This is a genomic window from Herbaspirillum sp. C9C3 (genome assembly GCF_013359625.1).
Classification (GTDB): Bacteria; Pseudomonadota; Gammaproteobacteria; order Burkholderiales; family Burkholderiaceae_D; genus Herbaspirillum.
This window is the reverse complement of sequence record NZ_JABFMQ010000004.1, coordinates 126468-151744: the sequence shown is the minus strand read 5'-3', so window position 1 is coordinate 151744 and position 25277 is coordinate 126468. Positions and strand designations below refer to the sequence as shown.

Here is a 25277-nt window from a genome sequence, read left to right as displayed (position 1 = left end):
TCTTGGTCAACATCATCGAAATTCTGGATCGTTCTACGCAAGGAATGACGCGCCCTTTCCTTTGCAAGGACGAGTTGGGCAGACTTTTCTATGTCAAGGGCCGCAATGCCGCCCGCCGAGGTCTGATTGCAGAATGGTTATGCGCCAGGCTTGCGACGGCATTTGGGCTCCCGGTGGCGCCCTATGCTATCGTTCATGTCCCGGAGCCTCTGATTGAGGCCGCTTCCGATCCTGAAATACGCGAACTGGGAGAGGGCGTCGCGTTTGGCTCTCAGCGGGTACCCAATGTGCTGGAGATAAGCTGGATGCAGGCCCAGCGCGTGCCACAATGGCTGAGACGGGATATTCTCGTCTTTGACTGGTGGGTGCGCAACGATGATCGCAATCTGACGCAACTGGGCGGCAATCCCAATTTGCTCTGGGATACGTCCCGGGCGCAGTTGGTGGTCATCGACCACAACGCCGCCTTTTCAATGGATTTCAGCGCATCTGACTTCCTGCAAACCCATATATTCGCTGCGGAGTGGGTGGGTATCGTGGAGGACTGGATCCATCGGTCCCATTATCAGCAGCGACTTGCTAACGCTTATGCGATGTGGGAAGAGGCCCTTGCAAGTTGCCCGCCTTCCTGGTTCTGGGCTGATTTCGGGGTGCCTGCGCAATTCGACCCGGAGGCTGTTGGTCTTGCGCTGCGAAGATTTGATCAACCGGATTTTTGGGACTTGGCACCATGAACTATATCTGCCAGTACGCCATCGTCAGATTCCTGCCCTACGCTGAGACAGGAGAGTTTGCCAATGTCGGCCTCGTGCTGCATTGTTCGCAGATGGGAGAACTGCATTTTCGAATGATGAGCAAGGTCGGGCGCATCACCGCGTTCTTCGAAGAGCTCGATGTGGCCGTCTATCGACGAGCCCGCGGCGAGCTGATCGATGAACTTGCTCGCATGGCGCAAGTGTTTCGAGAGCATCCACAACGTACTGAGCCGGAATTCGCCAAGAACCTTTTCCAAGAGTTGACGCGTCCACGTGAAGCCATGCTGCGCTTTGACAAACCGCGTGTGGTGATGACGCAGGATGTCGACCAAAAATTCGAAGAGCTCTACAATTTTTACATCGGCCGCAATTTCGTCACCCGCGAATATCAGGAAAAGTTGATTGAGAAGGAAATTCGCAGTGCCTTGAGGCAAGCCAATCTCATCGGCCGCTATCGCCAACAAACGGTCGGAAATCGCAGATACCACGTCCGGTTTCCCTTTGTGCGCAGTGAGGACGGGATGCCTGTGGCTGCCATCAAGCCCTTGCATCTGGGTCAGGATGAACCGACCCAGATCTACGATCACGGCTGGGAATGGGTAGGCAAGATACGTAAGCTGCGACGAGAGGATTTGTTACCCGCCCGGGTGCTGTTTGCTGTGCAGCCGCCGGCTCCAGGCAATCATGAGTGTGGTCAGGTGTTTCGGGAGATATCAGACGAGCTGTTGGCTCAGGAGGTTGAGGTGTTCGACCATCGTGATGTCGAGCGTATCCTTGATTTTGCTCGCCCATCAGCCTGATGCGTTCGATCTTGCCTCATCGGCGGCCCTTTCGGGCCGCCGTTTTCATTCTTTATTCTTAAAGCAACTTGCCTGGATTCATGATCAGGTTAGGATCAAACGCCTGCTTGATGCGCAACATCAGTTCCATCTCCAGCGGCGACTTGTAGTGCCGTAGTTCATCGCGCCGCAATTGGCCCACGCCGTGTTCGGCACTGATGCTGCCTTGTTTCTCCGTCACCAGGTCGTGCACCAGCCGGTTCAACTGCAACGTGGCCTGCTTGACCTCTTCATACGAGGAGGTCAACGGAATCATCACATTGAAATGCAGGTTGCCATCGCCCAGGTGGCCGAAGTTGATGATCTCCGCCTGCAGCTCGCAAGCGGCAATCATGCGCTCGGCCTGCTCCACGAACTCGGCGATGGCCGAGATCGGTAGTGCGATGTCGTGCTTGATGACCTTGCCCGCCCGCACCTGGGCCTGCGAAATGCCCTCGCGGATTTTCCACAGGGCGGCGGCCTGCGTACCGTTGGTGCAGAGCATGGCGTCATTGACCAGGGCATCTTCCATCGCTTGCCCGAGCAGTTCTTCCAGCATGGCCTGCAAGCCCAGGTCTTCGGTATCGGCCAGTTCGATGAGGGCGTTGTAGCGCGCCGGCTGGGCCAGTGGTGCGCGGGTATCGGTCACGTGCTGCAGCACCAGCGCCAAGGAGGCGGCCGACATCATCTCGAAAGCCACCAGCCGGTCGCCGCAGCGCGCCCGCGTGCGCGCGAGCAACTCCGCCAGCTGCGCCAGGCTGTCGCAGCCGACCCAGGCGGTAGCGCGCGCATGCGGTTGCGAAAACAGTTTCAGCACTGCACCAGTGATCACGCCCAGGCTGCCTTCGGAGCCAATGAACAGGTCGCGCAGGTCATAGCCGGTATTGTCCTTGCGCAGGCCGCGCAAGCCATTCCAGATGCGGCCATCGGGCAGGACCACCTCCAGCCCCAGCGCCAGCTCGCGCATGTTGCCAAAGCGCAGTACCGCAATGCCGCCGGCATTGGTGGCCAGGTTGCCGCCGATCGTGCAGCTGCCTTCTGCACCCAGGCTGAGCGGAAAGTAGCGTCCTGCGGCGCGCGCCGCGTCCTGCGCATGGGCCAGGATCACGCCGGCATCCACCGTCATGGTGTTGTTGATGGGGTCCACCGCGCGGATGCGGTTCATGCGCGTGGTCGAGAGAATCACCTGGGCACCGCTGTCGTCGGGCGTAGCGCCCCCACTCATGCCGGTGTTGCCGCCCTGGGTGACGATGGGGGTGTGGGTCCGGTGGCACAGGCGTACCACCTCGGCGGTTTGTGCGGTGTCGGCGGGGCGCACCACGACGGCAACCCGGCCATGCCACTTGTTGAGCCAATCCTTCACATACGAAGCCTGCTCCTCGGCCGCCGTGACCAGTCCCGCGTCACCCACGATGCTGCGCAGTTGCGCTATCAGTTGCTGGGTATTTTCATTCATATCGGTCCTCAGGCGCCATGCCAGTTCATCTTGATGCGGCCGATGGCCATCGCCGCTGCCGCCTGGCTGGGTTCCACCACGGGTATGCCCAGCGCTTCCTGCAAGGCGTCTCGATAGACCGCCATGCCCGCGCAGCCCATGACGATGACATCGGCTCCCTGCGTATCGCGCAGGCGCAAGCCCACCTCGTGCATGCGGGCCAGCGTGCGCTCGTAGTCGGCCAGTTCGGTCACTTTCAGGCCGATGGCCAGTTCGCCCGCCAGCCGCGCTTGCACGCCCATCGCCCCGTAGGCGCGCAGATGGCGCGGGATCGAGCCCGGCAGGATGGCGATGACGCCGAAGCGCTGGCCCAGTGTCAGGGCCGTCAGCACGCCACTTTCCATGATGCCCAGCACCGGCACGTCGACCGCCTCGCGCACCGCATGCAGGCCGGGATCGGAGTAGCAGGCGATGACGAACGCACCGGCACGGGGACGCAAGGAGCGCGCCAGCGATACCAGCTGTGGCGCCACGCTGTCCACGTCCTGCTGGGTCTGGATGCCGGGCGGGCCGGAGGGCAGCGACAGGCATTCGATGACCGGCCCCCCGGCCATGCGCAGCGGCGCCATCGCGGCATCGATGCCGCGCGTGACGGCGGCCGTACTATTGGGATTGATGACGAACAGGGCAGGGCCGTCGGCCGCGACATTGGACATGATGGTTTCTCGCAAAACAGGAGTCAGCACAGGCAACGACTGTACCCCAGCCTGACGGGCATGCTCCTTGCTCATTTGTCGGTTCCCCTTAACATGCTGTTATGCGCGATGAGGATCCATGGCACTGAACCTGCGCCAGATCGAGGTGTTCCGGGCGGTCATGACGACCGGCTCCATCAGCGGCGCCTCGCAATTGCTGTTCGTCTCGCAGCCGGCCGTCAGCCGCCTGCTGTCCCACACCGAGCAGCGGGTCGGCTTCGCCCTGTTCGAACGCATCAAGGGCCGGCTGTATGCCACGCCCGAGGCCAAGAAGCTGTTCCATGAAGTGGAGCACGTGTACCAGGCCGTGCAGCGCGTCAATGAGCTGGCCACCGACCTGTCGGAAAACCGCAGCGGCATCCTCAACATCGTCTCCAGCCCGAGCATCGGGCAGATGCTGATCCCGCAGGCCATCGCGCTGTTCCGCAATCGCCATCCGGACGTCAAGCTGACCTTCCACTGCCTCAACTATGGCTACCTGAAAGATCGCCTGCTGGCGCGCCAGGCCGACCTCGGGATCATCATCCTGCCGATGGAACATCCCAGCCTGCAGGTCACGCCCCTGTGCAGCAATCGTCTGGTCTGCGTGCTGCCCTACAACCATGAGCTGACGCGGCGCGGCACCCTGAGCCTGGCCGACCTGCGGCCCTTCCCGCTGATCTCGTACAACCGTGATTCCCCTTTCGGCGGCATCGTCGGGCGCTTCTACCAGTCCGAAGAAGAAGCCTTGCGGCCCATCATGGAAGTGGGTTCGCCGCAGAACGCCTGTTCGCTGGTGCAGATGGGCGCGGGCGTAGCGCTGGTGGATGAATTCTCGGTGCGCAGCTGGGCCGGGACCAGCCAGATGGTGGTGCGGCCGGTGGCGCGGGCCCCCATTCTGCGGGCCAACCTGGTGCACGTGCGCACCGAGCCGCTGTCGCAATTGACCCAGGCCTTCATTACCGAACTGCAGCAACTGGTGCGCACGCAGGGTTATGGCTTGCCCGATGAAGAAACGAACATATCGGCTGCAAGCGGCGATTAACACGACGTTAAGGCAAGCACACAAAAAGGCAAGCGACAAGCGCAGATGACTCCACGACAATCGTTTGCAACTTCTCCGGTCCGCCGCCAGGTTGGCCGCCGTGCCCACTCTTTTTTCATGGAACGTCGCGCATGTCTTCAACTCTCGCCCCTGCTTCCGCGCTGGCCACTGCGCGCGGTGTCTATACCATCTGCCCCACGCCTTTCCACGCCGATGGCGCACTGGACCTGGGCAGCATCGCCACCCTGGTGGAGTTCCAGATCGAAGCCGGCGTATCGGGCCTGGCCATCCTCGGTTTCCTGGGCGAAGCGCACAAGCTCTCCAATGCCGAGCGCCGCGCGGTGACGTCAACTTTCGTCAAGTGTGCGGCAGGACGCGTGCCGGTCTGGGTCGGCGTGCGCGCCCTGGGCCTGGCCGGTGCCATCGAGCAAGCCACCGAGGCAGCCGAGGCGGGTGCGGCAGCCGTCTTCGCGGCACCGCTGGACATGGCCTCCGATGCGGTGCAGTTCGACTACTACAAATCGCTGGGGGCGGCGCTCTCCATCCCCGTGGTGATCCATGATTTCCCGGATTCCTTCGGTACCGAGATCAAGGCCGAGGTGATTGCCCGCCTGGGACAGGAAGGCGGCGTCAATTTCATCAAGATGGAAGAGCCGCCGGTCGGCCAGAAGATCAGCCGCATCCGCGACCTGGCCGGGGAATCGATGCGCATCTTCGGTGGCCTGGGCGGGGTGTATTTCCTGGAAGAGTTGCAGCGCGGTGCGGTCGGCACCATGACCGGATTCGCCTTCCCCGAGATCCTGGTGCGCATCTATGACCAGTTCGCGGCCGGTGACCTGGCCGGTGCGGCGGCCACTTTCGACAAGTACTGCCCGCTGATCCGCTATGAATTCCAGCCCAAGATCGGGCTCTCGTTGCGCAAGTACGTCTATCGCAAGCGCGGTGTCATCAGCAGCGACGCCATCCGCTCGCCCGGCATGCGTATCGATCCCGAGACCGAGCGCGAACTGGAAGCCGTGATCGCCCGCGTGGGCCTGGACCTGGATCAGCGCGGTGCGCTGGTGATCCGCTGAGGAGCCGCCGATGAATCTGGGAATCGCCGGACGACGCGCACTGGTCTGCGCTTCCAGCAAAGGCCTGGGACTGGCCTGCGCCATCTCGCTGGCGCGCGAGGGTGTGGCCGTGACCATGACCGCACGGGGTGCCGAGGTGCTTGAGGCAGCGGCGCAGCAGGTGCGGGACGCCACCGGCGCCACCGTCATCACCGTGGCCGGTGACATCACCACCCCCGAGGGCCGTGCCCTGGCGCTGGCCGCCTGTCCCGCGCCGGACATCCTGGTGACCAATGCAGGTGGCCCCAAGCCGGGCGACTTCCGCGAGTGGTCGCGCGAAGACTGGATCGCCGCCATTGACGCCAACATGCTGACCCCCATCGAACTGATCAAGGCCACCGTGGATGGGATGATGAAGCGAGGCTTCGGCCGCATCGTCAACATCACTTCCGGGGCGGTGAAGGCTCCCATCGACATCCTTGGCCTGTCCAATGGCGCGCGTTCCGGCCTGACCGGATTCGTTGCCGGTCTGGCGAGAAAGACCGTGGCCCACAATGTGACGATCAACAATCTCTTGCCCGGTCCCTTCGAGACCGAGCGCCTTCTCACCACGGCGGCAGCCAGCGCCCGTGGCACCGGCAAGACGGCTGAGGAAGTATTGGCTGCGCGCCGTGCCGCCAACCCGGCCGGCCGCTTCGGCCAGCCGGCCGAATTCGGCGATGCCTGCGCCTGGCTGTGCAGCGCCCAGGCCGGTTTTGTCACCGGACAAAACCTGCTCATGGATGGCGGCGCCTATCCCGGAACCTTCTGACCCTGAGACCACCGCATGGACTTCGACCTGACCATCCGCAATGGCCGCATCAGTACTGATCGCGAGACCTTCCTGGCCGATATCGGCGTCAAGGATGGCGTGATCGTGCGCATCGCGGCGGACCTGCCGCCCGGCCGCGACGACATTGATGCCGCAGGCCGCTGGGTCCTGCCCGGTGGCATCGATAGCCATTGCCACATCGAACAGCTCTCCGGCATGGGCATGATGTGTGCCGATGATTTCTATTCAGGCACGGTCTCGGCCGCTTTCGGCGGCACCACCACCATCATTCCCTTTGCGGCCCAGCATCGCGGCAACCGCATCCCCGACGTGATCGCGGATTATGCGCAACGCGCCCGCGAGAAGGCGGTGATCGACTATGGTTTCCACCTGATCCTGGCCGATCCCGACGAGCAGGCCCTGCAGCACGATTTGCCGCAGGCCATCCGCGATGGCATCACCTCGCTGAAGGTCTACATGACCTACAACGCGCTCAAGCTGGACGATTACCAGCTGCTGGACGTGATGGCGCTGGCCGGCCGCGAAGGGGCACTGGTGATGATCCATGCCGAGAACCACGACATGATCCGCTGGCTCGCCTCGCGCCTGCTGGACCAGGGGCATACGGCTCCCAAGTTCCACGCGGTGGCCCACGATCCGCTGGCCGAGGCCGAAGCCAGTCATCGTGCCATCGCCCTGTCGCGCCTGATCGGCGTGCCGGTCCTGATCGTGCACGTGGCTGGTGCCGAGACCGTGCAGACCATCCGCAACGCCCGGCTGCTGGGCGCGCAGATCTACGCCGAGAGCTGCCCGCAATACCTGTTCCTCACCGCCGAGGACATCGACCTGCCCGGCGTGGAAGGCGCCAAGTATTGCTGTAGCCCGCCGCCGCGCGATGCCAATGCGCAGGAGGCGGTGTGGGCCGGGCTCAAGGATGGCACGCTGGGCATGTATTCCTCGGACCATGCACCTTATCGTTTTGATGAAAGCGGCAAGCTGCCGCGCGGCGAGGACACCACCTTCAAGGAAATGGCCAATGGCGTGCCCGGGATCGAACTGCGCCTGCCGCTGCTGTTTTCCGAGGGCGTGCAGAAGGGCCGCATCGACATTCACGAATTCGTACGCCTCACCGCCACCAATCACGCCCACATGTATGGGTTGTCGCACTGCAAGGGCAACATCGCCGAGGGACTCGACGCCGACCTGGTGATCTGGAACCCGGAACGCGAGACCACCATCACGGCGGCACTGCTGCACGACAACGTCGGCTATACGCCCTATGAAGGGCGGCAGATCCGGGGCTGGCCGGAAGTGGTCACCAGCCGCGGCCGCGTGGTGGTCAGCGAGGGTGAACTGAAAGTGGCGCGCGGTTCGGGCCGCTTCATCGCACGCCAGTGTCCGGCGCCAGCCAGCATTGCGCAGCGGCCGACACGCAGCCATCTGCCGGGCTTGCTCGGCCTCAAGGGAAAGGCATGGGAATCGCAATGAGCAACAAGCACAATCGTTTCGGCCTGGCCGTGGCCCAGATGGGACCGGTGCAACTGGCCGAGGACCGGACCACGGTAGTGCGCCGCCTGCTGGAGATGATGCGCGAGGCCGCCGCCCGTGGCGCGAAGATGGTGGTGTTTCCCGAACTGGCACTGACCACCTTCTTCCCGCGCTACTGGATGGAAGACCAGGCCGAGATCGATGCCCGTTTCTTCGAGTCCGAGATGCCCGGCCCGCAGACCCGGCCGCTGTTTGATCTGGCTGCGCAGCTGGGGATCGGCTTCTACCTGGGCTATGGTGAACTTACACCCGATGGCCATCACTACAACACCGCCATCCTGGTGGATGACCAGGCCAGGATCGTGGCGCGCTATCGCAAGATCCACCTGCCCGGACACAGCGACCACAAGCCCGATGCGCCTTTCCAGCATCTGGAAAAGAAGTACTTCGAAGTCGGCAACGATGGCTTCGGTGTCACCGACATGCTGGGTACCCGCATCGGCCAGTGTCTGTGCAATGACCGCCGCTGGCCCGAGACGTATCGGGTCATGAGCCTGCAGAGTGCACGCATCGTCGCGCTGGGCTACAACACGCCGTCCTGGAACATCCACTGGAACGAGCCGCCGCACCTGCGCATGTTCCACCACCTGCTGTCGCTGCAGGCCAATGCCTACCAGAACGGATTGTGGGTGGCCGCCGCTGCCAAGTGCGGGTTCGAGGATGGCTTCCACATGATCGGCGGCTCGGCCATCGTCGCGCCCTCCGGCGAGATCGTGGCGCAGGCGCAGGGTGAAGAGGATGAGGTGATCTTCGCCAGTTGCGATCTGCAACTGGGTGAAACATTTCTGCAGCATGTCTTCAACTTCGCCAAGCATCGCCGTCCGGAACATTACCGCCTCATCGTCGAGCGCACCGGGGCCGGCGAGCCGTTGTCGCCGTCCGAGCTGTCTACCTGAATCACTGTCCACCTTCCACCCAATCGAGGAGTGTTGCGATGTTCCCGTTCCTGGCCCTGCCTTCCAAGTCTTCCCTGAAGTGTTCCCTGCTGGCCGTACTTTCTGCCAGTGCGCTGTTGTCGGCCGGCGCGATGGCGCAGAGTGGTCCGCTGCGTACCGGTGTGGATGCCACCTTTGCGCCGCATGCCATGGTCAAGCTGGGCGGTGGCCTGCAAGGCTTCAACATCGACCTGGGCGAAGAACTGGCGCGCCGCCTGGGCCGCAAGATCGAGATCGAAGGCACCGAGTTTTCCGGCCTGGTACCGGGGCTCAATGCCAAGAAATATGACTTCGTGCTGGCGCCCGTGACGGCCACCCCCGAGCGCGCCAAGTCCATGCTCTTCACCGAAGGTTATCTGGATACCGACTACACCTTCGTCATCAAGAAGGGCGCCGCCCCCATCCATGCGCTGGACGACCTGAAGGGCAAGACCATCTCGGTCAACAAGGGCTCGGCCTATGAGCTGTGGGCACGCGACAACGCACCCAAGTACGGCTTCAAGTACGACGTCTATGGCAACAACGCCGATGCGGTGCAGGCCGTGCAATCCGGCCGTGCCGATGCCAACCTCGCCGGCAGCACCGTGGCCGCCTGGGCCGCCAAGCAGAATCCGGCCGTGCAGACCTCCTACACCGTCAAGACCGGCCTGGTGTGGGCACTGGCCTTCCGCCTGGATGACAAGGCCGGCCGCGACGCCGCCGGCATGGCGCTCAAGTGCATGAAGCAAGACGGCACGCTGGGCAAGATCGCGCAGAAGTGGTTCGGCTATACCCCGGCGCCAGATGCCACCGTGGTCAAGGTCGGCGTGGGGCAGGGCGTGCCGGGCCTGGATGGCTACGACCCGACGCCCGTGACGCTCAAGTGCAAGTGAGCCCGCAGCACCGCGCCCGGATTGCCCGAATCGCCTGAACGAACCGAGACTGATGCCGCCATGAACCTTGCCGCCCCCATCCTTGAAATCGTCGGCCTGCACAAGTCCTATGAGGGCAATACGGTCCTGCGCGGGATCGACCTGCGCGTGCGGCCGGGCCAGTTGATCTGCGTGATCGGCCCGTCCGGTTCGGGCAAGAGCACCATGCTGCGTTGCTGCAACCGGCTAGAAGAACCCAGCGCCGGCCAGATCGTGGTGGACGGCGTGGACATCATGCACGCCCGCGCCGACCTCAATGCGATCCGCCAGAAGGTCGGCATGGTGTTCCAGCAGTTCAACCTCTATCCACACATGAGCGTGCTGGGCAACGTGATGCTGGCCCTGAAGAAGGTGCAGAAGCATTCCCAGGCCGAGGCCGAGCGGCGCGCGCGGCGGGCCCTGGAGCAGGTGGGGATGCTGGAGAAGGCATCAGCCTTCCCCGGCCAGCTTTCCGGCGGCCAGCAGCAGCGCGTGGGCATCGCCCGCGGCATCGCACTGGAACCCAAGGTGATGCTGTTCGATGAACCGACCAGCGCGCTCGATCCCGAACTGGTCGGCAGCGTGTTGCAGGTGATGCGTCAACTGCGCGAAGCCGGCATGACCATGCTGGTGGTCACGCACGAAATGCCCTTTGCCCGCGCGGCGGCCGATCGCGTGGTCTTCATGGACGGTGGTGTGATCGTCGAGGAAGGACCGCCCGAGCAGATCTTCGGCGATCCGCAGCAAGCCCGCACCAAGGCCTTCGTGGCGCGCTTTGCACAGCACGGCTGAACCATGGAGCAATTCCTCTTCACCTTCTTCAACGCCGAGATCGCCGCCCGCTACTGGCCCGACATCCTGCGCGGCATGGGCGTGACCGTGCTGCTGAGCCTGGCCGTGATCGTCTCCGGCCTGCTGCTGGGCCTGCTGCTGGCGGTGCTGCGCGCTACCGGCAAGCGCGGCCTGGTGTGGCTGGTGGTGGCCTTTGCCGATGTGATGCGGGCCTTGCCGCCGCTGATCCTGATCATCGTGCTCTTCTTTGCGTTTCCGTATATCGACCTGGCCATGTCGTCCTTCACCGCGACCTGGCTGGCGCTGACGCTTGTATTGGCCGCCTATGCCGAAGAGAGCATCTGGGCCGGCATCGCTTCCTTGCCACGCGGGCAGAGCGAGGCGGCCCGCTCGACCGGGCTGTCCTGGGGGCAGACCATGGCCGCCGTGATCCTGCCGCAGGCCTTGCGCATGGCCGTGCCGCCGCTGACCAACCGCGTCATCTCGATCACCAAGAATACGGCGCTGGGCTCGGTGGTGGCCTTGTCCGAAATTCTCAACACAGCCCAGGCCGCCAGCAGCAATGCCGGCAATCCGACCCCGCTGATGCTGGGAGCGGCAGCCTACCTGCTGATCTTCATTCCGGTGGTCTTGTTGGCGCGCTGGCTGGAAACGCGCTGGCGCTGGAAACGATAGGAGAGGGCCATCATGGATGCCTTGCTGCAGAATTTCTTCAACCTGGAGGTGTACCGCCAGGTCCTGCCCTTCCTGCTGGGAGGCTTGTGGACCACGGTGTGGCTGTCGCTGCTGGTCATTCCGATTGGTGTGATCTCGGGTTTGCTGCTGGCCTTGCTGGCGACCCAGAGCCGTTCGCGCACGGTGCGCATTGCCGTGGCGGTATATGTGGACTTTTTCCGTTCCTTCCCGCCGCTGGTGCTGCTGATCCTGATCTATTTCGGCGCGCCGTTCCTGGGGCTGGAACTGCCCAAGCTGCTGGCGGTGGCGCTGGGCTTCATGCTCAACAATTCCAGTTACTTCGCCGAGGTGCTGCGCGCCGGCATCGAGAGCGTTCCCGGCGGACAGATGGAAGCGGCGCGCTCCACTGGTCTCTCGCGCGCCCAGGCGCTGGCGTATGTGGTGGTTCCCCAGGCGGTGCGCAACGCCTTGCCGGACCTGGTGGGAAATGGCATCGAAGTCATCAAGCTCACCACCATTGCCAGCGTGGTGGCGCTGCCCGAACTGCTGCGCGTGGCGCGCGATGCCCAGTCGCTGGTCTACAATCCTTCGCCCATCGTGCTGGCGGCCTTGCTTTACCTGGCGCTGTTGCTGCCGCTGGTGCGCTGGCTGTCGTGGCTGGAGCACCGCGGCCGCGCCCTGCATTGAGGAGGCGGCCGGCGGCGCGACTTCAGGCCGGGCTCAGCAGGGCAGTCGTGCTGCCAAAGCCGGGTTCACGAGAAACAAGCGGCGCCAGCGCTGGCGGCTCGATACGAAATACCGACACGGCCTGTCGCAGGCTGTCGGCCTGTTGCGCCATGGATTGCGCCGCGCTGGCCGATTCTTCCACCAGCGCTGCGTTCTGCTGCGTCACTTCATCCATCTGCGAGATGGCGATGTTGATCTGGCTGATGCCCGAGCTCTGTTCGCTGGACGCCGCCGTGATCTCGCTCATCAGGTCATTGACCTGCTGGATCGACTGCACCACCTGGCTCATGGTCTGGCCGGCCTCGTCGACCAGTTTCTGGCCTGCTCCCACGTGCTGTACCGACGACTCGATCAAGCCCCGGATTTCCTTGGCCGCCGAGGCACTGCGCTGGGCCAGCGAACGCACCTCGGTCGCCACCACTGCGAAGCCGCGGCCCTGTTCGCCGGCACGAGCGGCTTCCACGGCGGCGTTGAGTGCCAGGATATTGGTCTGGAAAGCGATACCTTCCACGGTCGAAATGATCTCGGTGATCTTGTTGGCGCTGTCGGAAATATCCTTCATGGTATCGACCACACGTTCCACCACCTCGCCGCCCTTTTGCGCATGCAGTGAGGCAGAGCGCGCCAGCTGGTTGCCCTGGCCGGCGTTCTGGGTGTTCTGCTCCACGGTGGAGGTGATCTCTTCCATGCTCGACGCAGTTTCTTCCAGCGACGCCGCCTGCTCTTCGGTACGGCGCGACAGATCCAGGTTGCCTACCGCGATCTGGCCGGCGGCGGTGGAAATCGACTCGGCCGAACGCTTGATGCCATCGACGATGCTGGTCAGCTGGGCGCGCATGTTCTCCAGCGAGGCCATCAGGCTGCTGTGGTCACCCTTGGCCAGCGGGATAGTCACGGCCAGGTTGCCCTGGGCGATCTGGGCCGCCAGTTCCTGGGCATGTGCCGGTTCGCCACCGAGCTGGCGCAGCACGCTGCGCACGATCAGGAAGGCTGCGCCCAAGGCCAGCAGTACCGCAACGGCCACCAGCGTCCAGGTGGTGGTCAGGATGCCACTGTAAGTGACGTCAGAGTCGGCAGCCGCCTGGGCGTTGAGCTTGTCTTCGAAACTGCCCAGTTCATCCAGGTTGTCCAGCCATTTGGCCTGGACCGGGCGGATCTTCTGGACCAGCAGGCTGGTCACTTCCGCCGTCTTGTTGTCCTGGGCCAGCGCCACGGCCTGGGCCAGCAGTGGCTCGGTCTCGGCGGCGTTCTGCGCGATCCGATCAAAGAGTTCATGTTCCTTTGGCGTCGTCCCCGGCTGTTCAAAGAGCTTGGCGAGCTCGGTGCGCGCCTCCTGGTAGGACTTTTCCTGCACCTTGATGCGATCGATCTCGCGCTTGATCAGCGCCGGATCCTGGAACAGCGCAATGTTGCGGATGGCCAGAGCACGGACGCGCACGCTGGTGTTCATCTGGTCCACCATCGAACCCTGCTGGTTGTTGACGATGATGTCGGACAGGTTGCCCTTGACCGTGGACATGCCCCACACGCCGACGAGAGAAATGACGACCAGCAAGACGACAACGCTGGCAAAGCCCAAGGCCAGGCGGGTGGATACTTTCAATTTGTTCATGGAAAAGCCCCTCTAGATGTAATTTGCTTCCGATCAGGTTGCAAGACCCCCTCAGACCTGCCATGGCTGTGGCCGCCATGTACAGGGTGAATGAAATTCCCGTATATAAATGATGCAATTACACATTTTTACGCGGTCTATACGCCATGTTCGTTTAATTGCATGCAGGTTGTGCAACTAATTGCCTGCTTTATGACGATATGTACGGATCTTGTAACGTTATTGAGTTGACTCATCCAGAAAAGATCCGTCAAGTTGTGATTATTTTTCCGTGATATCGATTCAGTTGCTTTCTCATGGCATTTCCACGACAAGCACGGGGAAGCCCGGCGTAATGCCCAGCGTCGCGTAGCCGCGACAGGCGCCAACGCAGTGCAAAGCTGCACCGTACTTTGGTGGCGACGGGAGATTTTGGGGCGACGAAGTTTGTCCTGCCTGACATAAACCCGGTCAGACGGGGCTTTCGAGCCTGGTATGCAATTTGCTTTTTTGCTCTGAAACGGTTTTTATATAAACCATCAGTTTATATATGGAACAAAATAAGTTATTCCGCGCCGAGATATCTGCTATATTGGCGTTGAATATCTCCCATATATAAATTGTTGTTTCATATATGGAACGTTTTCGCGCCCGGCAGGAGACACCCGTCCATCAGAGGCGGCAGCCGGGAAGACTAGCTGGGGCGCAATCGCGTGCCAGGGCAAAGAGCAGAGGCAACATGATCGAAATCGAATTCCGCAAGGTCGGCAAGCGTTTTGTCGATCGCCAGACGGCACAAGCACGGGCGGCCGTCACCAATGTCAATCTGTCCATCAAAAGTGGCGAGGTGGTCTCCATCATCGGTCCCTCGGGCTGTGGCAAGAGCACGCTGCTCAACATGGGGGCCGGCCTGTACCTGCCCAGCGAGGGCGAGGTCTTCGTCGGTGGCGAGAAGGTGACCAAGCCGGTCCGCAAGGTGGCCTTCATGCTGCAGAAGGATTTGCTCATGCCCTGGCGCAATATCCGCGCCAACGTCACCCTCGGCCTGGAGATCGATGGCATGCGCGAGGCCGAACGCCGTCGCATCGCCGATGAACTGCTGGCCAAGTGCCACCTCAAGGGCTTCGAGGAGCATTACCCGTACCAGCTCTCCGGTGGCATGCGCCAGCGCGCCGCGCTGGCCCGGACGCTGGCGGTGGATCCGCAGGTGCTGTTGCTCGATGAGCCTTTCTCTGCCCTGGATGCGCAGACCAAGATGGTGCTGCAGCAGGACCTGGCCAAGATGCTCTACGAAAAGAAGAAGACCGCGCTCTTCATCACCCACGACCTGGTGGAAGCCATCGCCCTGTCGGACCGTCTGCTGGTCATGAGCGAACGTCCCGGCACCATCGTCGAGGAAATCGAAGTCAACCTGCCGTTCCGCGACAACCCGCTGGAGCGTCGCAAGCTGCCCGAGATCGGTCCGTTGCAAGGACGCCTGATGGAACTGCTCAAGGTGGGCAAAGAGACCGCCGAGCTCCACTGATTTCACGCTGCATCTTCACCCGTTTTCACCCGTCAACAGAGAGACCTCAAGGGAGAGCCAGAAACATGAAGAACCTGTTTGCATCCGCCGCCAGTGCACTTGCCCTGGTTGCCGCCGTCGGCGTGACCGTCGTTCCGGCAGTGGCCCACGCGGCCCCGGAAGAAGTGACCTACCTGCTGCCCGCGCCCCCCAATTCACCAGCCTTCGCCCCTTGGGTGCTGGCCCAGCACAAGGGCTATTACGCCGACGAAAATCTCAAGGTCAGTTTCATCGTCGCCAAGGGCGGCGTTGACGTGGCCAAGCAGATCGGTGCCGGCAATGCCGTCATCGGCGGTGCCATCGGGGATACGCCCATCGTGGTACGTGCCAACGGCATTCCGGTGAAGGCCATTGCCGTGCTGGGGGCAGGTTCCGTCACCATGGTGGCGGCCAATCCGGCCGATGGCATCAAGACCCTGAAGGATCTGAAGGGCAAGACAGTGACCGTCATGTCCTATACCGACACCACCTATTACGCCTTCCTCGGTAGCCTCAAGACTGCCGGACTGTCCAAGACCGATGTGCAGATCCAGGCCGCCGGTCCCGCCGGCGTGTGGCAGCTCTACACCTCGGGCAAGTCGCAGGGCTTTGCCGGGGTGCCCGACTGGGTGGTCAATGCGACCGATGCCGGCGCCAAGCTGGAGCTGCTGGACAACGGCGGTTTCAAGAGCATGGCGCAGGCCATCCTGGCCTCGGATGACACCATCAAGAAGAACCCCGAACTGTTGAAGCGGCTGGTGCGCGCCACCCTGCGCGGCATGCAGGACATCATGAAAGACCCCAAGGCCGCTGCCGATGACTATGTCGCCGCGCTGCCCAGCTACAAGGGCAAGGAAGCCAGCATCCAGGCCACCTTCGAGATGTACGACAAATACGTCTATGCCAACCAGAAGACCCTGGGCCAGATCGACCCGGCGCGCATGGATGCGGTGCAGAAGTTCTACGTCAGCGAAGGCATCGTGAGCAAAGCCACGCCGCTCAATGAACTCTTCACCAACCAGTTCGTGGGAGTGGCCAAGTAATCATGAACACCACGACAGCCAAAGACCTGACCATGTCCAGTTCCGAGCCATCCGCTGTACCCGCGACCCAGCCACGTCGTCCGCTGCTCAGTGAGAAGGCACGTACCGTATGTGGCAGCCTGGTGCTGCTGGTGCTCTTCATCGCCGCCTGGCAATGGGGGCCCGGCATGCTCGGCCTGCCCGAATACATCCTGCCCAATTTCATGCAGGTCGTGCGTGAGGGCGTGGTGATGTGGAACAACGCACAACTGCTGCAGCACTTCGGTGTGACTGCCATGGAGGTGGTGTTCGGTTTCCTCTTCGGGGCCTTGCTCGGCTTGGCCGTCGGTGTGGCGCTGGGCCTCTCGCCGCGTGCCGAAGCCATGCTCTCGCCCTACATCCTGGCACTGCAGATCGCGCCCAAGGTCGCTTTTGCGCCGCTGTTCGTGATGTGGCTGGGCTACACCATCTATCCCAAGATCATCGTGGCGGTATTGATCGTGTTCTTCCCCATCATGATCAATGTGCTCTCGGCCATCCGTACCGTCGACCCCGATATGGTCAACCTGGTGCGTACGCTCAATGCCGGGCGCTGGCAGATTTTCCATCTGGTGGAGTTTCGCTCGGCACTGCCGGCACTGTTCTCGGGGCTGCGTATCGCCTCCACGCTGTCGGTGATCGGCGTGACCGTGGGCGAGCTGGTCGGTGGCAACCAGGGTCTGGGCTATCTGCTGGTGGATGGCGAAGGGCAGGGCAACACCGCCGCCGTCTTCGTCTCCATCGTCGCCCTGACCCTGATCGGCGTAGTCACCTACGGCGCGGTGGTCTGGGCCGAACGCAAGGTACTGCACTACCTGCCCAAGGTCCATACCAGCACCGTCTGAGCTTGATGGCGATTTCCCGACAGGACACAGGAGCATGAACATGTCAGCAGCAAGCACGGCGACTCTTTTGGCAGGACGACGCATTCTGGTCACTGGCGCGGCACGCGGCCTCGGCCTGGCGTTCGTCGAAGCCCTTGCCGCCGCCGGGGCCAGGGTGGCCATGGCCGATATCCTGCAGGACACCCTGGCGGCTGCGGTCTGCACGTTGCAGCAACGCGGTCTGGCCGTCGAGGGTTTCACGCTGGACCTGGCGGATCCGGCATCGGTGCAATCCTCTGCGCAGGCCGCCATCGCATGGCTGGGGGGACTTGACGGGCTGGTCAACAACGCCGCCATCACCAATTCCGGTGGCAGGAGCAGCGAGCAACTGGCGCTGGAGATGTGGGACCGCGTCATGGACGTCAACGTGCGCGGTACCTGGCTCATGACCAATGCCTGCCTGCCGGCCTTGCGCGCCTCGGGGCGTGGCGCCATCGTCAATCTTTCTTCGGACACGCCATTGTGGGGCGCGCCCAATCTGCTGGCCTATGTCGCCAGCAAGAGTGCGGTCATCGGCATGACCCGCTCGCTGGCGCGCGAACTGGGCGGCGACAATATCACGGTCAATGCCGTGGCACCCGGCCTGACCCTGGTGGAGGCGACCGAGTACGTGCCGCAGGCGCGTCATCAACATTACCTCGATGGCCGCGCCCTGCAACGAGATCAGTTGCCGGAGGATGTGTGCGGTGCCGTGGTGTTCGCCCTGTCGGATCTGGCGCGTTTCTTTACCGGCCAGGTAATGGCCGTCAATGGCGGATTCGTGATGCACTGAAGCTGCCTGCAGGGCAGGTGCTGGACCCGGATCAATTCAGAACCAATTCAAGGAGAAAAGCATGACCGATATGTCCGAACAGGAAAACATGGGCCGCAGCTGGGACCGCCCGGCCGGCGCCAGCTTTGCCGACTGGATGGAGTCGCGCGTGGCGCGCCTGTCGACCCGCACGTACGACTGGAATGCGCTGAAGTTCCAGGCCGACTACGACCCCAAGTATCGCCGCGCCCAGATGCGCTACATCGGTACCGGCGGAACCGGGGTGGCGCAAGATGCCAACGTGATTCCGTCCGAACACTTCACCTTCTCGACCATGATCATCCCGGCCGGCCACGAAGGTCCCTCGCATCTGCACATCGATGTCGAGGAAGTGTTCTTTGTCCTGCGCGGCAAACTCAAGCTGGTACTTGAGAAGGATGGCGAACGTTTCGAAACCATCCTCACCGACCGCGACGTGGTGTCGGTGCCGCCAGGGGTGTATCGCGAGGAAATCAACATCGGTGACGAGGATGCACTGATGTGCGTGATGCTGGGCGCCAAGAAGCCCATCACGCCGACCTATCCGCCCGAGCATCCACTGGCCTCGATCAAGCGCTGAAGACCGAGAGACCGACCATGAACGCCACGTTGCCCGCCGGATCGGATGACAGCCTGCATGCCTGGCTGGCACTGCTGGCCCGTCATTTTCCCGAGCAGCACGTTGCCGTGCCAGGCGGGCAGGTCAGCTATCGCGTCGGCGGGCGCAGCGACAACGAGCGGGTCGTGGTCCTGCTGCATGGCATCAGCTCCGGCGCGGCCTCCTGGCTCAATACGGCGTTGGCGCTGGCCGCCGATACCCGCGTGATCGCCTGGAATGCGCCCGGCTATGGCAGCTCCACGCCACTGCCGATGGCCGTGCCCAAGGCGGACGATTATGCCCGGCGTCTGCAGCAGATGCTGGCGGCGCTGGAGATCACGCAGTGCGTGCTGGTCGGTCACTCGCTGGGGGCCTTGATGGCGGCCGCCTACCTGGCCCACGGTGATGGTCGGGCACGCTGCACCCTGCTGGCCGACCCGGCCCAGGGCTATGGCGCGGCCGGTCAGCAAGAACGGTCTGCGCAGGTGCGCCGGGAGCGCCTGGACGCCTTGCAGCGGCTGGGTGTGGCTGGTCTGGCCTTGCAGCGCACGCGCCTGCTGTCGGCACAGGCCAGTGAAGAACAGCACGCCTGGGTACGCTGGAACATGCAGCGGCTCGATGCGCAGGGCTATACCCAGGCGGTGCACTTGTTGTGCGGTGATGATATCGCGACTTATCTGCAGGCAGCGCCACGACGGGGGGTATCGGTGGCCTGCGGTGCAGAAGATATCGTCACCACCCCGCAGGCCAGTGAAGGGCTGGCCCGGCAGTTTGAACTTCCCTTTCAATTGGTGGACGGCGCCGGCCATGCCTGCTATATCGAGCAGCCGTCGTCCTTTGCCGCGCTGGTGCGCGCGCAGTTCACCTCAACCAACCAGAACAGATAATCATCATGAACAAACCAGTGATGCCAGAAGAAGAGTCGCAAGACAAGTACTCCGTCCCCGGCCTGGAACGTGGCCTGCGCCTGCTGTGCGAATTCAGCCGCCAGGACAAGACCCTCTCCGCTCCCGAGCTGGCGCGCCGCCTGGACATTCCGCGCTCCACCGTGTTCCGTCTCTTGGCCACGCTGGAACGCATGGGCTTCGTCGAGCGCGCCGATGGCGGGCGTGACTATCGTCTGGGCATGTCGGTACTGCGCCTGGGCTTTGAATATCTGGCCTCGCTGGAGCTGACCGAGATCGGCCGCCCGCTGCTGGAGCGCCTGCGCGACGAGATCGGCTACTCCTGCAACCTGGTGGTGCGCGATGGCCGTTCCATCGTCTACGTCGCCAAGTCGGTCACCCAGACCGCCTTCACCAGCCACGTCAACGTCGGTACCCGCCTGCCCGCGCATGCCACCGTGCTGGGCCGCGTGCTGCTGGAAGACCTGACCCTGCCGCAACTGCGCACTCTGTATCCGGAAGAACACCTGGAAGTCTTCTCCAGCAACACGCCCAAGACCGTGGTCGAGCTGTTCGACATGGTGCAGGCCGACAAGGAGCGCGGCTTCGTCTTGCAGGAAGGCTTCTTCGAAACCAGCATTTCCACCGTCGCCGCCCCGGTGCGCGATCATTCCGGCAATGTGGTGGCGGCGCTGGGTGCGACCATTCCCTCACCACACATCGACGCCAGCCAGCTGGACGTGATCGTGGCCCGGGTCCGCGAGACCGCCGCCGAACTCTCGCGCCTGCTGGACCATGCGCCCGAGCGTGGCGCCAAGGTCGTCAACATGTGGCGAGGCTGAGATGCCCATGACTTCTCTTCAGGGCAGGGTGGCCGTGGTGACCGGTGGTTCCTCCGGCATCGGCCTGGCCACCGTGGAACTCTTGCTGGAAGCCGGTGCGGCGGTGGCCTTCTGCGGCCGCGATGGCGAGCGCCTGAAGCAGGCTGAGGCCGCGCTGCGTGAACGCTATCCCCAAGCCCGACTCTACAGCGCGCCCTGTGACGTGCTGGCGCAGGAGCAGGTGCAAGCCTTTGCAGCCTCGGTGGAAAGCACGCTGGGCCCGGTCTCCATGCTGGTCAACAACGCCGGACAGGGACGCGTCTCGACCTTTGCCGACACGGCCGATGAGGCCTGGAGCGAAGAGCTGCGTCTGAAATTCTTTTCGGTGATCTACCCCACCCGCGCTTTCTTGCCGCAGTTGCAGGCCATGAGTGCGCGAGATGGCGATGCCGCCATCGTCTGCGTCAACTCGCTGCTGGCCACGCAACCCGAGCCGCACATGGTGGCGACCTCGGCGGCCCGCGCCGGAGTACACAACCTGGTGCGTTCGCTGGCCACCGAACTGGCCGGCGGCGAAGCCGCACGCGTACGCGTCAACGGCATCCTCATCGGCCTGGTGGAGTCGGGCCAATGGCGCCGCCGCTACGCTGCCCGTGGCCCGGAGCAGCAGGATCAGAGCTGGGCCCAATGGACCGCTGCGCTGGCCGCCAGAAAACAGATCCAACTCGGCCGTCTCGGCCTTCCCCGGGAAGCCGCGCAGGCGATCGTGTTCCTCGCCACGCCGCTTTCCTCGTACACCACAGGCAGCCATATCGATGTTTCAGGAGGACTTTCCCGCCATGCCTAATACCCAACCCCAAGTCACCGTCGGCTGCGCCATTGCGGCTTTCCTCGAGCAGTGCGGCGTGAAGGCTGCCTTCGGTGTGATCTCGATCCACAACATGCCCATCCTCGATGCCTTCGGCGAGCGCGGCAAGATCCGATTCATTCCGGCGCGCGGCGAAGCCGGCGGCGCCAACATGGCCGATGCCTACGCCCGTACCACCGCTGGCCTGGGCGTTTGCCTGACCTCTACCGGCACCGCCGCCGGCAACGCCGCCGGTGCCATGGTCGAGGCACTCACCGCCGGTACGCCCCTGCTGCACCTGACCGGCCAGATCGAAACACCCTATCTGGACCAGAGCCTGGCCTACATCCATGAAGCACCGGACCAGTTGAGCATGCTCAAGGCCATCTCCAAGGCGGCCTTCCGCATCCGCAGCGTCGAGACCGCCATCAGTACCATCAAGCTGGCCGTGCAGACGGCGCTGACGCCGCCCATGGGCCCGGTCTCGGTGGAGATTCCCATCGACATCCAGGCGGCCATGATCCCCATGCCGATCAACCTGCAACCGCTGGCTATCCCGCAGAGCGTACCGTCGGCGCGCGCGCTGGATGAACTGGCCGAGCGTCTGATGAAGGCCAAGCGTCCGCTGCTGTGGCTGGGCGGCGGTGCCCGCCATGCCGGTGCACAAGTACAGCGCCTGCTGGATCTGGGCTTTGGCGTGGTGACCAGTACCCAAGGGCGCGGCATCGTGCCCGAGGATGACCCACGCTCGCTGGGCGCATTCAACCTGCACAAGCCGGTGGAGCAGTTCTACCAGAGCTGCGATGCCATGCTCGTGGTCGGTTCGCGCCTGCGCGGCAATGAAACCCTCAAATATGAACTCAAGCTGCCGCGCCCGCTGTACCGTGTCGATGCTGACCCGGCGGCCGAAGGCCGCTGCTATACCAGCGACTACTTCGTCTGCGGAGATTCGGCGCTGGTGCTGGCCGGGCTGGCGGACCGTCTGGCGGCGCTGAAGGTCGATCCGGCCTTCATGGGCGATCTGGGCAAGGCGCGCGAGATGGCCGTGCATGGACTGGTCGATGGGCTCGGCCCCTACAGTGCCCTGGTGGAGCAGTTGCAGCAGAGCGCCGGTCGTCAATTCAACTGGGTGCGTGACGTGACCGTCTCCAACAGTACCTGGGGCAATCGCTATCTGCGCATCTTCGATCCGCGCGCCGGCGTGCACGCCCTGGGTGGCGGCATTGGTCAGGGTCTGGCCATGGGCATCGGTGCGGCCATCGGCGCGGCGGTCACGCGGTCGGGCAAGAAGACCTTCACCCTGGCCGGTGACGGCGGCTTCATCCTCAATCTGGGTGAGCTGGCCACGGCGGTGCAGGAACAGGCCGACATGGTGATCGTGCTGATGAATGACAAGGGTTATGGCGTCATCAAGAACATTCAGGATGCGCAATACGGTGGTCGCCGCCACTACGTCGATCTGCACACGCCCGATTATGCCCAGCTGTCTTCGGCGCTCAAGCTGCGGCACCAGCGCGTGGGCAACCTGGGCGAGGTGGCGGCTGCACTGAAGGAGGCCTCGTCTGCACCGGGCCCCTTCCTGCTGGAGATCGACATGCTGGCCATCGGCAGTTTCAAGACTGCCTTTGCCGGACCTCCGGTCAACGAGAAGGAAAAGGCCGCTGCCGCCGCTGCTGCCGTGGTTGCCGCTGCGGCCACTGCGGCCACGGCATAAGGAGAACGGCATGTTGCACGTATCGATGATCGGATGCGGCGCCATTGGAGTGGGCGTCATGGAAATCCTCAAAAGCGATCCCGAGGTCGCCTTCGACATGGTGGTGGTGCCCGAGGCCCACATGGACCACGCCCGCAGCGCCGTCTCCACGCTGGCCCCTTCGGCGCGGGTGGTCTCGCGCCTGGGGGAGGAACGTCCCGACCTGCTCATCGAATGCGCGGGCCACCAGGCCATCGGCGAACACATCATCCCGGCACTGGAGCGCGGTATCCCCTGCATGGTGGTTTCCATCGGTGCCCTGTCCGAGCCCGGCCTGGTCGACAAGCTGGAAGCCGCTGCCCGAGCCGGCCGCACCCAAGTGCAACTGCTCTCCGGTGCAATCGGTGCCATCGATGCCCTGGCGGCGGCCAAGGTCGGCGGTCTGGACGCGGTGGTCTACACCGGACGCAAGCCACCGCGCGCCTGGAAAGACACGCCGGCGGAGACGGCCTTCGATCTGGATGCCTTGCAGGAAGCGACCGTGATCTTTGAAGGCAGTGCCCGCGAGGCCGCGCGCCTGTATCCCAAGAATGCCAATGTCGCGGCCACGCTGTCGCTGGCCGGGCTGGGCCTGGACCAGACCCGGGTACGGCTCTACGCCGACCCCGGCGTGAGCGAGAACATCCACCACGTGGAGGCCAGCGGTGCCTTTGGCGGCTTTGAGCTGACCATGCGCGGCAAGCCGCTGGCGGCCAATCCCAAGACATCGGCGCTGACCGTCTACAGCGTCGTGCGCGCCCTGGGCAATCGTGCCCATGCGCTCTCGATCTGAACCGGGGCAGGAGAAAAGAACCATGTTGAATCTGAACGATATCCAGCCCATCTGCATCGCCGGTCAATGGCGCCTGGGGGGCGGGGATCGGTATGCCACGCTCTATCCGGCCACCGGCGAAGCCGTGGCGAGCCTGCACGCAGCCAGCGTAGCCGACGTGGAGGAAGCCATCAGCGGTGCTGACCGGGCGTTTCGTACCAGCGGCTGGGCGCAGAAGAAAGCGCATGAACGCGCTGCCGTGCTCTATCGCGTGGCGCAACTGATCCGCGAGAACGGTGAGGCGCTGGCGCAACTGCAGCGCCTGGACAACGGCAAGCCCATCAGCGAGACGCGCAATCTGGTAGCCAGTGCCGCTGCCACCTTCCAGTTCTTTGCCGCTGCCTGCGAGACCCTGGAAGAAACGCTCACCCCCATGCGCGGCGACAATCTCACCATGAGCGTGCATGAGCCCATGGGAGTGGTGGCCGCCATCACGCCGTGGAATTCGCCCATCGCCAGCGAGGCACAGAAGATGGCACCGGCGCTGGCGGCCGGCAACGCGGTGGTGGTCAAGCCTGCGGAAGTCACGCCGCTGGCCGCGTTGGCGCTGGCGCGTCTGTGCATCGAGGCCGGCGTACCTGCGGGCCTCATCAGCGTACTGCCGGGCAAGGGCTCGGTCATCGGTGATGCCATCACCCTGCATCCCCTGGTCAAGCGCGTCTCCTTCACCGGCGGCACCACGACCGGCAAACACATCGCCCACATTGCCGCCGACAAGATGATGCCGGTATCGCTGGAACTGGGCGGCAAGTCGCCGACCATGGTGTTCGAGGATGCCGATATCGATCATGCCGTCGCCGGTGTGCTCTACGGCATCTTCAGCAGCTCCGGTGAATCCTGCATCGCCGGTTCACGCCTGTTCGTGGCGCGCTCCTTGCATGAAGCCTTCATGGAGCGCCTGGCCGCCGGTGCGGCCGCCCTGCGGGTGGGCGATCCGGCCGACGAACGCACCCAGATGGGACCGCTGATCACCGCGCGTCATCGCGAGGGCATCGAGCGCTACGTCGACATGGGCGTCACCGACGGCGGCCGCATCCGCACCGGTGGCGTGCGCCCCAAGGGCGCAGCCTTCGAGCGTGGCTACTTCTATACGCCGACCATCATCGAGGGACTGCGCAATGATCAGCGCATCTGCCAGGAAGAGATCTTCGGCCCGGTGCTGGTCGCCATGCCCTTCGACGATGAAGAAGATCTGATCCGGCAGGCCAATGACAGCGTCTACGCCCTGGCCGCCGGTATCTGGACGCGCGACTACAAGCGCGCCTGGCGCGTGGGCCGTGCGGTACAGGCCGGCAATGTCTGGATCAACACCTACAAGCAGTTCTCGATCTCGACTCCCTTCGGCGGCTGGCGTGACAGCGGCCTGGGACGCGAGAAGGGGCGATTGGGCATCCTGCAGTACATGGAGCAGAAGGCCATGTACTGGGGCCTGAACGAACAGCCGCTGCCCTGGGCGGGCTGAACACGGATTGGAGAAT

General features: G+C 63.6%; 25 protein-coding genes. 22 read left to right on the top strand and 3 right to left on the bottom strand.

All coding sequences use genetic code 11. The annotated features are described in order from the left end of the window. The first annotated feature begins 2 nt into the window (after nt 1-2). Together HNO82_RS22225 and HNO82_RS06110 are read left to right on the top strand one after the other, a co-directional pair. The gene (locus tag HNO82_RS22225; protein ID WP_249776950.1) at nt 3-734 is read left to right on the top strand and encodes a HipA family kinase; all 732 of its coding nucleotides are present in this window, start codon (nt 3-5) and stop codon (nt 732-734) included. Continuing rightward, complete coding sequence (locus HNO82_RS06110) at nt 731-1555, top strand: DUF3037 domain-containing protein (RefSeq protein ID WP_175343085.1); 825 nt, start codon at nt 731-733, stop codon at nt 1553-1555. Before HNO82_RS22225 ends, HNO82_RS06110 begins: the two co-directional genes overlap by 4 nt. A gap of 58 nt (nt 1556-1613) precedes the next feature. Here the strand turns inward: HNO82_RS06110 and HNO82_RS06105 are convergent, their stop codons facing one another. Together HNO82_RS06105 and HNO82_RS06100 are read right to left on the bottom strand one after the other, a co-directional pair. Beyond that, nucleotides 1614-3029, bottom strand: coding sequence for an FAD-binding oxidoreductase (locus HNO82_RS06105; RefSeq protein ID WP_175343084.1), 1416 nt, complete (start codon nt 3027-3029; stop codon nt 1614-1616). A gap of 8 nt (nt 3030-3037) precedes the next feature. Further along, nucleotides 3038-3724, bottom strand: a complete 687-nt coding sequence (locus HNO82_RS06100) for an aspartate/glutamate racemase family protein (protein ID WP_175343083.1) — start codon at nt 3722-3724, stop codon at nt 3038-3040. 118 nt (nt 3725-3842) lie between these two features. Here HNO82_RS06100 and HNO82_RS06095 point away from each other — a divergent pair, with 118 nt between their 5' ends. The 9 genes from HNO82_RS06095 to HNO82_RS06055 all read left to right on the top strand — a co-directional run bounded on the left by HNO82_RS06095 (nt 3843) and on the right by HNO82_RS06055 (nt 12177). Further along, on the top strand, nt 3843-4787 hold the full coding sequence (locus HNO82_RS06095) for a LysR substrate-binding domain-containing protein (protein ID WP_175343082.1): 945 nt from the start codon (nt 3843-3845) through the stop codon (nt 4785-4787). Between the two features lie 131 nt (nt 4788-4918). Next, entirely contained in the window at nt 4919-5860 is a 942-nt protein-coding gene (locus HNO82_RS06090; RefSeq protein ID WP_175343081.1) for a dihydrodipicolinate synthase family protein, read from the top strand. Nucleotides 5861-5870: 10 nt separating this feature from the next. Beyond that, entirely contained in the window at nt 5871-6650 is a 780-nt protein-coding gene (locus tag HNO82_RS06085) for an SDR family oxidoreductase (protein WP_008327034.1), read from the top strand. A gap of 15 nt (nt 6651-6665) precedes the next feature. Beyond that, nucleotides 6666-8138 (top strand): dihydropyrimidinase, encoded by a 1473-nt coding sequence (hydA, locus tag HNO82_RS06080; RefSeq protein ID WP_175343080.1) that lies wholly within the window; start codon nt 6666-6668, stop codon nt 8136-8138. Beyond that, entirely contained in the window at nt 8135-9094 is a 960-nt protein-coding gene (locus tag HNO82_RS06075; protein WP_175343079.1) for an N-carbamoyl-D-amino-acid hydrolase, read from the top strand. Before hydA ends, HNO82_RS06075 begins: the two co-directional genes overlap by 4 nt. A gap of 38 nt (nt 9095-9132) precedes the next feature. After that, a complete protein-coding gene (locus HNO82_RS06070; protein ID WP_175343078.1) occupies nt 9133-10005 on the top strand; it encodes a transporter substrate-binding domain-containing protein in 873 nt (290 codons plus the stop codon). A 60-nt stretch (nt 10006-10065) separates the two neighbouring features. Next, a complete protein-coding gene (locus HNO82_RS06065; protein ID WP_175343077.1) occupies nt 10066-10815 on the top strand; it encodes an amino acid ABC transporter ATP-binding protein in 750 nt (249 codons plus the stop codon). A gap of 3 nt (nt 10816-10818) precedes the next feature. After that, complete coding sequence (locus HNO82_RS06060) at nt 10819-11490, top strand: amino acid ABC transporter permease (protein ID WP_008327044.1); 672 nt, start codon at nt 10819-10821, stop codon at nt 11488-11490. A gap of 12 nt (nt 11491-11502) precedes the next feature. Beyond that, a complete protein-coding gene (locus HNO82_RS06055; protein WP_175343076.1) occupies nt 11503-12177 on the top strand; it encodes an amino acid ABC transporter permease in 675 nt (224 codons plus the stop codon). Nucleotides 12178-12199: 22 nt separating this feature from the next. On the opposite strand, the gene HNO82_RS22350 is transcribed toward HNO82_RS06055, so the two are convergent. Continuing rightward, nucleotides 12200-13828, bottom strand: a complete 1629-nt coding sequence (locus HNO82_RS22350; protein ID WP_175343075.1) for a methyl-accepting chemotaxis protein — start codon at nt 13826-13828, stop codon at nt 12200-12202. Between the two features lie 718 nt (nt 13829-14546). On the opposite strand from HNO82_RS22350, the gene HNO82_RS06045 reads away from it, so the two are divergent. The 11 genes from HNO82_RS06045 to HNO82_RS05995 all read left to right on the top strand — a co-directional run bounded on the left by HNO82_RS06045 (nt 14547) and on the right by HNO82_RS05995 (nt 25261). Then, nucleotides 14547-15332, top strand: coding sequence for an ABC transporter ATP-binding protein (locus HNO82_RS06045; RefSeq protein ID WP_008327047.1), 786 nt, complete (start codon nt 14547-14549; stop codon nt 15330-15332). Nucleotides 15333-15397: 65 nt separating this feature from the next. Then, the gene (locus tag HNO82_RS06040) at nt 15398-16393 is read left to right on the top strand and encodes an ABC transporter substrate-binding protein (RefSeq protein WP_008327048.1); all 996 of its coding nucleotides are present in this window, start codon (nt 15398-15400) and stop codon (nt 16391-16393) included. A 2-nt stretch (nt 16394-16395) separates the two neighbouring features. Further along, nucleotides 16396-17256, top strand: coding sequence for an ABC transporter permease (locus HNO82_RS06035; protein ID WP_175343074.1), 861 nt, complete (start codon nt 16396-16398; stop codon nt 17254-17256). Between the two features lie 40 nt (nt 17257-17296). Beyond that, entirely contained in the window at nt 17297-18067 is a 771-nt protein-coding gene (locus tag HNO82_RS06030; RefSeq protein WP_175343073.1) for an SDR family oxidoreductase, read from the top strand. 61 nt (nt 18068-18128) lie between these two features. After that, complete coding sequence (locus HNO82_RS06025) at nt 18129-18665, top strand: cupin domain-containing protein (RefSeq protein ID WP_008327053.1); 537 nt, start codon at nt 18129-18131, stop codon at nt 18663-18665. Nucleotides 18666-18682: 17 nt separating this feature from the next. Further along, on the top strand, nt 18683-19570 hold the full coding sequence (locus HNO82_RS06020; protein ID WP_175343072.1) for an alpha/beta fold hydrolase: 888 nt from the start codon (nt 18683-18685) through the stop codon (nt 19568-19570). A gap of 5 nt (nt 19571-19575) precedes the next feature. Continuing rightward, nucleotides 19576-20409 carry an IclR family transcriptional regulator gene (locus tag HNO82_RS06015; protein WP_034350045.1) on the top strand — a complete coding sequence of 278 codons (834 nt, stop codon included), beginning with the start codon at nt 19576-19578 and terminating at the stop codon, nt 20407-20409. A gap of 1 nt (nt 20410) precedes the next feature. Further along, nucleotides 20411-21235, top strand: a complete 825-nt coding sequence (locus tag HNO82_RS06010) for an SDR family oxidoreductase (protein ID WP_175343071.1) — start codon at nt 20411-20413, stop codon at nt 21233-21235. Then, complete coding sequence (locus HNO82_RS06005; RefSeq protein ID WP_034350049.1) at nt 21228-22949, top strand: thiamine pyrophosphate-binding protein; 1722 nt, start codon at nt 21228-21230, stop codon at nt 22947-22949. The genes HNO82_RS06010 and HNO82_RS06005 overlap by 8 nt, the downstream gene beginning before the upstream one ends. Nucleotides 22950-22959: 10 nt before the next feature. Further along, entirely contained in the window at nt 22960-23760 is an 801-nt protein-coding gene (locus tag HNO82_RS06000; protein ID WP_175343070.1) for an aspartate dehydrogenase, read from the top strand. Between the two features lie 22 nt (nt 23761-23782). Continuing rightward, nucleotides 23783-25261 (top strand): aldehyde dehydrogenase, encoded by a 1479-nt coding sequence (locus HNO82_RS05995; protein ID WP_008327064.1) that lies wholly within the window; start codon nt 23783-23785, stop codon nt 25259-25261. The last annotated feature ends 16 nt before the right edge of the window (nt 25262-25277 follow it).

Bases quoted from the DNA above. Each gene is read 5' to 3' on its own strand.
- HNO82_RS06000 (WP_175343070.1), top strand. From the start codon at position 22,960: ATGTTGCACGTATCGATGATCGGATGCGGCGCCATTGGAGTGGGCGTC.
- HNO82_RS06110 (WP_175343085.1), top strand. From the start codon at position 731: ATGAACTATATCTGCCAGTACGCCATCGTCAGATTCCTGCCCTACGCT.
- HNO82_RS06010 (WP_175343071.1), top strand. From the start codon at position 20,411: ATGCCCATGACTTCTCTTCAGGGCAGGGTGGCCGTGGTGACCGGTGGT.
- HNO82_RS06070 (WP_175343078.1), top strand. From the start codon at position 9,133: ATGTTCCCGTTCCTGGCCCTGCCTTCCAAGTCTTCCCTGAAGTGTTCC.
- HNO82_RS06020 (WP_175343072.1), top strand. From the start codon at position 18,683: ATGAACGCCACGTTGCCCGCCGGATCGGATGACAGCCTGCATGCCTGG.
- HNO82_RS06065 (WP_175343077.1), top strand. From the start codon at position 10,066: ATGAACCTTGCCGCCCCCATCCTTGAAATCGTCGGCCTGCACAAGTCC.
- hydA (WP_175343080.1), top strand. From the start codon at position 6,666: ATGGACTTCGACCTGACCATCCGCAATGGCCGCATCAGTACTGATCGC.
- HNO82_RS06040 (WP_008327048.1), top strand. From the start codon at position 15,398: ATGAAGAACCTGTTTGCATCCGCCGCCAGTGCACTTGCCCTGGTTGCC.
- HNO82_RS05995 (WP_008327064.1), top strand. From the start codon at position 23,783: ATGTTGAATCTGAACGATATCCAGCCCATCTGCATCGCCGGTCAATGG.
- HNO82_RS06025 (WP_008327053.1), top strand. From the start codon at position 18,129: ATGACCGATATGTCCGAACAGGAAAACATGGGCCGCAGCTGGGACCGC.
- HNO82_RS06045 (WP_008327047.1), top strand. From the start codon at position 14,547: ATGATCGAAATCGAATTCCGCAAGGTCGGCAAGCGTTTTGTCGATCGC.
- HNO82_RS06055 (WP_175343076.1), top strand. From the start codon at position 11,503: ATGGATGCCTTGCTGCAGAATTTCTTCAACCTGGAGGTGTACCGCCAG.
- HNO82_RS06085 (WP_008327034.1), top strand. From the start codon at position 5,871: ATGAATCTGGGAATCGCCGGACGACGCGCACTGGTCTGCGCTTCCAGC.
- HNO82_RS22350 (WP_175343075.1), bottom strand. From the start codon at position 13,828: ATGAACAAATTGAAAGTATCCACCCGCCTGGCCTTGGGCTTTGCCAGC.
- HNO82_RS06100 (WP_175343083.1), bottom strand. From the start codon at position 3,724: ATGTCCAATGTCGCGGCCGACGGCCCTGCCCTGTTCGTCATCAATCCC.
- HNO82_RS06035 (WP_175343074.1), top strand. From the start codon at position 16,396: ATGAACACCACGACAGCCAAAGACCTGACCATGTCCAGTTCCGAGCCA.
- HNO82_RS06075 (WP_175343079.1), top strand. From the start codon at position 8,135: ATGAGCAACAAGCACAATCGTTTCGGCCTGGCCGTGGCCCAGATGGGA.
- HNO82_RS06105 (WP_175343084.1), bottom strand. From the start codon at position 3,029: ATGAATGAAAATACCCAGCAACTGATAGCGCAACTGCGCAGCATCGTG.
- HNO82_RS06090 (WP_175343081.1), top strand. From the start codon at position 4,919: ATGTCTTCAACTCTCGCCCCTGCTTCCGCGCTGGCCACTGCGCGCGGT.
- HNO82_RS06015 (WP_034350045.1), top strand. From the start codon at position 19,576: ATGAACAAACCAGTGATGCCAGAAGAAGAGTCGCAAGACAAGTACTCC.
- HNO82_RS06060 (WP_008327044.1), top strand. From the start codon at position 10,819: ATGGAGCAATTCCTCTTCACCTTCTTCAACGCCGAGATCGCCGCCCGC.
- HNO82_RS06095 (WP_175343082.1), top strand. From the start codon at position 3,843: ATGGCACTGAACCTGCGCCAGATCGAGGTGTTCCGGGCGGTCATGACG.
- HNO82_RS06005 (WP_034350049.1), top strand. From the start codon at position 21,228: ATGCCTAATACCCAACCCCAAGTCACCGTCGGCTGCGCCATTGCGGCT.
- HNO82_RS06030 (WP_175343073.1), top strand. From the start codon at position 17,297: ATGTCAGCAGCAAGCACGGCGACTCTTTTGGCAGGACGACGCATTCTG.